The sequence below is a fragment of the Streptomyces sp. NPDC017529 genome (assembly GCF_044329785.1).
GTDB lineage: Bacteria > Actinomycetota > Actinomycetes > Streptomycetales > Streptomycetaceae > Streptomyces.
In genome coordinates, this window is record NZ_JBIRJY010000021.1 from 92,133 (window position 1) to 98,593 (window position 6,461).

Genomic DNA, 6,461 nt, shown 5'->3' on the forward strand with positions numbered 1-6,461 from the left:
CTCCTCGTCACCATTCGTGTTCCGTCGCCACTCGTGCCGCGTCACCGGTCACGCCGCCGCGTCGGCCGCTCTTCGTCGTGGAATCCGGCTTCGAGCTCATCGATCTGGCTCTGCGCGAGACCGATGAGGGAGAAGTCCGAAGGGGTGTGGCCGCCCGCCGAGGGGGCCGCCGTGTGGGCCGCCAGGCCGCTCAGCATGGTCAGCCAGGCGCGTCCGAGGTCCCGCGCGGCGCTCTCCGCCTGCGCGGAGGCGGGCCGGCGGAGCGTGAGGGTCAGGTGCGGTCCGTCCGGGGTGTCCCGTACGACGGCGGTCGCCGCCGGGACGGTCCGGCTGCCGCCGGGCGCAGCCTCGCCGGTCAGCCGCCAGGCGCCGGGTAGGGCGTCGTGCCGATAGGCGAAGCGGACCGCGGCGGGACCGGGCGGTGGCGGCGGGTCCTCGCCGAGCGCCGTCCGCACCTGCTCCTTGACCGTCTTCAGCAACGCGCCGGCCGCCGGGCCGCCCTCCGGTACGCCGGTGGGATCGCCCACCTCGGACAGGTCGAGCCGTACAGGACGCGTGAGGGCGAACCGGCCCACCGTACGGGACACGTCCATGCCGTCCGTGCCCGCAGGCGGTCGTCCGGAGACCTCCGTCTCCAGCACGACGCAGGCACCGTGATCCGCCATCGGCGAAAGGTGGGCGATCGCGCCCGCCAGGGCCGCCAGCAGCACGTCACGGGGTTCGCAGTGGAAGACGCCCGGCGTCCGGCGCACCAGGGTGTCCGCGGTCTCCCGCGGCACCGTCCACGTCAGGTGGCGCAGGGCCGCCGGGGCGTTCTTCCGGGGCTCCGGGAGAGGGCCGGTCTTGGGGTGCGGGGCGTCGCGGGTGGCCGAAGCGGCCGCCCACCGCCGGAACGGGACCGGGACCGGCGGGAGTTCCGGTTTCCGTCCGGCCGCCGCGGCGGCACAGGCCGCCGCGAGGTCGGCGACGACGATGCGCCAGGAGACGGCATCCACGACCAGGGGATGTGCGACCAGCACCAGGCGGCCCGGCCGCAGGGGGCCGGTGTCGGCCCACACAGCCCGGAAGACCGGCCCCGCGACGGGGTCGAGGCGCCTCCCTTCCTCGTGTGCGGTCCGCTCCGCGAACCCGTCCAGCTCCGCATCCGGTATGCGTGTCGCGTCGAGGCGGTCCGGAAGGCCGCCATCGCCCGCCGGTCCGGTCTCCGGCACCGACAACACCGCACCGGTCTCCCCCGGCACCAGCACCGACCGCAGCATGCCGTGGGTTTCCCGTACGGCATCGAGCGCGGCGCGCAGGGTGTCCAGGCCCAGCCCCGCGGGCGTCTCGGCAGCCACCCATTGCGCACGGTCGCCGTCCGGGACGTGTCCGGCCGCCGCCCACATCGCAGCCGTCCACGCGACCTCGCCCACGGCCGCCTCCTCCTCGGCCCGGTCCGGCTGCCCGCCGGGTGCCGCCGCCAAGGCCCGCGCCAGGCGTTCCGGGGTCGCCTCCACGAAGACCTGATGCGGCGTCATCTCGATGCCGGTACGCCGGGCCCGTGCGGCCAGTTGCATCGCCATGACGGAGTCGCCGCCCGCCTCGAAGAAGTCGGTGTCGGCCCCCACTTCCGGGATGCCGAGCACCTCGGCGAACAGGGCGCACAGGGACTCCTCAGCGGGCGTCCGGGGCTTGCGCCCGGTACCCGCGACGTGGCCGGGGGCCGGCAGCGCCTTGCGGTCGGTCTTGCCGCTCGGGGTGAGCGGCAGCCGCTCCAGCGGCACGATCACCGAGGGGACCAGGTACTCCGGAAGCCGCTCGGCCACGTACGCGCGCAGCGCCCCCGGCAGCGCGTCGGAACCCTGCTCGGCGCCTCCGACCGCCGGGACGACGTAGCCGACCAGTCGGCTGCCGCCGGAGGGCTCTTCCCTGGCCACCACGACCGCCCGGCCGACGGCCGGGTGCCCGGCGAGGACGGCTTCGACCTCGCCCGTCTCGACGCGGTACCCCCGGACCTTGACCTGTTCGTCGGCCCGGCCGGCGAAGACCAGCTCCCCCCGGTCCGTCCACCGCGCCAGGTCGCCGGTGCGGTACATCCGCTCTCCGGGGGCGGACGGGCAGGCCACGAAGCGGGCCGCGGTCAGGGCGGGGCGGCCCGGATAGCCGCGGGCCAACCCCGTGCCGGCTACGTAGAGTTCCCCGGTCACACCCGGCGGCAGGGGGTGCAGGAACGGGTCCAGGACGAAGGCGCGCGCGTGGGGCACCGGCCGGCCGATGGGAACGGTGACCGCGCCGGGCGTGAGCGGCGCGCTCATCGTCGCGCACACCGTCGCCTCGGTCGGCCCGTACGCGTTGATCATGCGCCGTCCGGGCGCCCACCGGTCCGCCAGGGGCGCCGGGCACGCCTCGCCCGCAACCACCAGCGTCCGCGGCCCGTACGCCGGTTCCTCCGCCGCCAGCACGCTCGGCGGCACCGTGGCGTGCGTGACGCCCCAGTCGCGTACCACCTCGGCCAGTGGGGCGTGCGGCGGCAGCCGGTCCGCGCCGGGCACCAGCAGGGCGGCGCCCGACAGCAAGGTCACGCACAGTTCGGAGACCGACGCGTCGAAGCTCGTCGACGCCAGGTGCAGCACCCGCGATCCGGCCTCCACGGCGAACCGTTCGGCCTGCGCACGCGCCAGGTCGCCCAGCCCCGTGTGCGTCACCGCGACGCCCTTGGGCGTCCCGGTGGAACCGGAGGTGTGGATGACGTACGCGGTATGGGCGGCGCGCAGGGGAGCCAGCCGTTCGGCGTCGGCCACCGGCCCGTCGGTACAGCGCGCCACGTCCGCGGCCACCGCGGGGTCGTCGAGGACGACGATCCGGCCGCCGTAGTCCTCCGGGACCGCAGGCCGGGTGGCGAGGGTGCACAGCACCGCCACCGGTTCCGTGTCCCGGAAGAGGAACGCCACCCGCCGGGCGGGAAGCCGCGGATCGACGGGCACGAAAGCGCCGCCCGCCGCCGAAACGGCCAGTTCCGCTTCCACCGACGCCACCGACCTGGCCACCAGCACCGCGACCCGGCGTTCGGGCCCCACGCCGGCGCCGATCAGGTACCGGGCCAGCCGCGCGACACGCGATGCCAGCTCGCCGTAGGTCACGGTGGTGTCCTCGCTGACGACCGCCGTCGCGTCCGGCGAGGCGGCGGCCTGCCGGGCGAACAGCACCGGCAGCGGCTCGGCTGTAACGGGATCCGTCGTACGGTCCCGCTCGGCGGTGCCGGGATCCGCCGTACGGCCCCGCTCCCCCGCCCCCATACCGTGGCCAGGGCCGGCCGGCGTGCCGATCCGGCCCACGGGTGTGGCGGGATCGGCGACCGCCTGCTCCAGGATGCCAACGAGCGAGGCCAACATGTCCTCCGCCCCGGCGCGCCCGAAGAGGTCGGGACGGTAGAGCAGGTCGCCTCGGTACCGGTCCCCAGCAGCCACGACCCAGGCCAGCGGGTAGTGCGCGCGGTCCTCCGGCACGCCGTCGGGACGCATCGCCAAGGCCCCCGGCCCGGCGGGCTCCTCGGCCCGGTGCGGGTAGTTCTCGTACACCACGGCCGTGTCGAAAGCCGCCCCCGGCCCTGCCTGCTGGCGGATCTGCGACAACCCGACGTGCTGGTGCTCCAGCAGCTCCGTCCGTCGTTCCTGTACGGCGGCGAACAGCTCGCCGACCGGCTGGCCCCCCGTCAGGCGTACCCGCACCGGGAGCGTGTTGATGAAGAGCCCGATGGCCGATTCGACGCCCGGCAATTCCGGGGGCCGCCCGGAGACCGTGGTGCCGAACACCACGTCCGTACGACCGGTCAGCCGCGCCAGCAACAGCGCCCAGGCACCCTGCAACACGGTGTTCACCGTCAGCCCGTGCCCGCGGGCCAGTTCCGTCAGCCCCCGGGAGAGGTCCTCGGTCAGCTCGAAGCGCACCCGTTCCTGCGCCACGGGCGTCCTGGCCGACAACGCGGGCGCCACCTCGGTCGGCTCGTCCACGCCCGCCAACTCGGCGCGCCAGGCGGCGAACGCGGCGTCCTCGTCCTGTCGCGCCAGCCAGGCCAGGTACTCCCGGTAGGAGGCAGGCGCCGGAAGGGCCCGGCCGTCGCCCGCCTCGTACGCCGCCATCACATCGCCGGTCAACACTGGAAGTGACCAGCCGTCCATCACGAGGTGGTGACTGGTCAGCACCAGGCGGTGCCTGGCGCCGGAGTTCTCGGGACCGTCCGGCAGGCGGATCAGCAGCAGCCGCAGCAACGGCGCGTCGGACAGGTCGAGCCGCTCCGCCAGGTCCTCCGCGGCCAGCCGTTCCGCCTCGGCCTCCGCCTCATCGACCGGAAGCCCGCTGACGTCCGCCTCCCGCCACCGCAGCGGCACCTCCTGCCGGACGACCTGCACCGCCTCGCCCGACGCGACCCGGTGGAAACTCGCCCGAAGCGCCGGATGCCGCCGCTGTACCGCCTCCCAGGCAGCCCGCATCCGACCCTTGTCCAGCGGCCCGTCCAGGGCCAGGGCACGCTGCCCCTGATAGACGTCCAGGCCGTCCTCGTCATAGGAAGCGTGGAAGAGCAGCCCCTCTTGCAGTGGGGAGAGCGGCCAGACGTCCGCCAGTCCGGGCGCCGCCGTTTCCAGCTCCGTCACGCTGTCCTGGTCGAGGGTGAGGAGGGGGAAGTCGGACGGGGAATGCCCGCCGGTGCCGGGCTCCTCGGTGTGGGCGGCGAGTCCGGCCAGCATCTCCAGCCAGGCACGGCCCAGGCGCTCCGCCTCGTCCTCGTCCAGCACTCCGGACGGCCAGCTCAGCGTCAGCGTCAACGCGGTCCCGTCCTGGGCGTCCTGCACCAACGCACTAGCCTCCAGTGCATGCCCGGCCACCGTCCCAGGTGCCACCGCACCACCGACCGCCGTTTCGCCGGCCTGCTGCCAGGCGCCCGCGGCCTGGTCTTCCTCGGAAGCGGACCGGAACCGGCCCAGGTAGTTGAACCCGATCTGCGGGACGGGCAGCTCCGCCAGCCGGGGGCCGGTGTCCGGGTTGAGGTAGCGCAGCAGCCCGTAACCGAGCCCGTCGCCGGGCACCGCCCGCGCCTGCTCCTTGACCTGCTTGAGGAGCCGCCCGGCCGCAGGGCCACCGGAACGCACCTCGCCCGGGTCGATGCCCGCGGCGCTCAGACGCACCGGGTGGACACTGGTGAACCAGCCCACGGTACGGGTCAAGTCCGTGCCCGGGTACGGTTCCCGGCCGTGGCCCTCGATGTCCACCAACATCCCGACGGCATCCGGGCCTACCTCCCCGCGCCACTGCGCGATCGCGCCAGTGAGCGCCGCCAGGAGCACATCGTGCACCCCACAGTGGAACGCTGCGGGGGTCCGTCCGGTGAGGGTTGCGGCTTGCTCCGGCGGGAGGGACCACGACCGCCGACGCATGGTCGCCACGACGTCCTGGGCCGGATCCAGCGCCCGCTTGCCCAACAGCGGCTCGCGGCTGTCCGCCAACGCCCCTTCCCAACCGCCCAGCTCGGCAACCCGCTCAGGGGTGCGCGCCTGATCGGCCAGCAGCCCTGCCCACCGGCGGAAGGACGTCCCCACTGGATCCAGGGCGGGTGCCCGTCCCTCCATCGCCGCCTCGCAGGCAACCTGGAGGTCGGGCAGCAGGATGCGCCACGACACCCCGTCCACCACCAGGTGGTGGACCGCCAACACCAGGCGCCCCGTCCGATCGGGGCCGACGTCCACCCACACCGCCTGCACCATCACACCCGCACACGGATCCAACCGCCCCACAGCCCCCTCGACCGCACGCTCCGCGATCCGGTCCAGGTCCTCGGCCTGTTCGCTGGTGACGTCGATCCGCGAGATCAGGTCTGAGGTGGTTGGCGTACTGGAACCAGTACCGGTACCAGTTCCTGGCCGGGCCACTGTCAGCATCTGCTCGCTGGGCACCGCACGAGCCCGCAACATGTCGTGGGTATCCAGCACGGCGCTCAGCCCGGCCACCAAAGCGCCTTGAGTCAATCCGGCCGGGGCCACCACGACGGTCCACTGCGCGAACTCGCCTTGAGCGGCCTGCTCCCCGGCGGCTCGCATCGCCGGGGTCCAGGGCAGGTCGCCCGCGCCCACGTCGTTCGCATCACCGGAGGACGTACCACGCTCGTCGGCGTCTTCCGCCACGGCTGCCAGCCGCTCCGGGGTTTGCTCCTCGAAGACTTGCCGTGGTGTGAGTACCAGTCCGGCGCACCGCGCCCGGGAGGCCAGTTGCAGCGACATGATCGAATCGCCGCCGAGGGTGAAGAAGCTGTCCTCGACGCCTACTCGTTCCAGGCCCAGTACCTCGGCGAACAGCCCGCACAGGATCTCCTCAGCCGGGGTGCGGGGCTCCTGGCGCGTCACCCGCGCCGCGAAGTCCGGTGCCGGCAACGCCGCACGATCCACCTTGCCGTTGACCGTCACCGGCAACGCATCCAGCACCACCACCGC

Annotated in this window: 1 protein-coding gene; it reads right to left on the reverse strand. The window is 74.1% G+C overall.

The window, feature by feature from the left end:
* Positions 1 to 41 precede the first annotated feature (41 nt).
* A complete protein-coding gene (locus ACH4K4_RS33190) occupies positions 42 to 6,401 on the reverse strand; it encodes an amino acid adenylation domain-containing protein (protein ID WP_398172582.1) in 6,360 nt (2,119 codons plus the stop codon).
* Between the last annotated feature and the right edge of the window lie 60 nt (positions 6,402 to 6,461).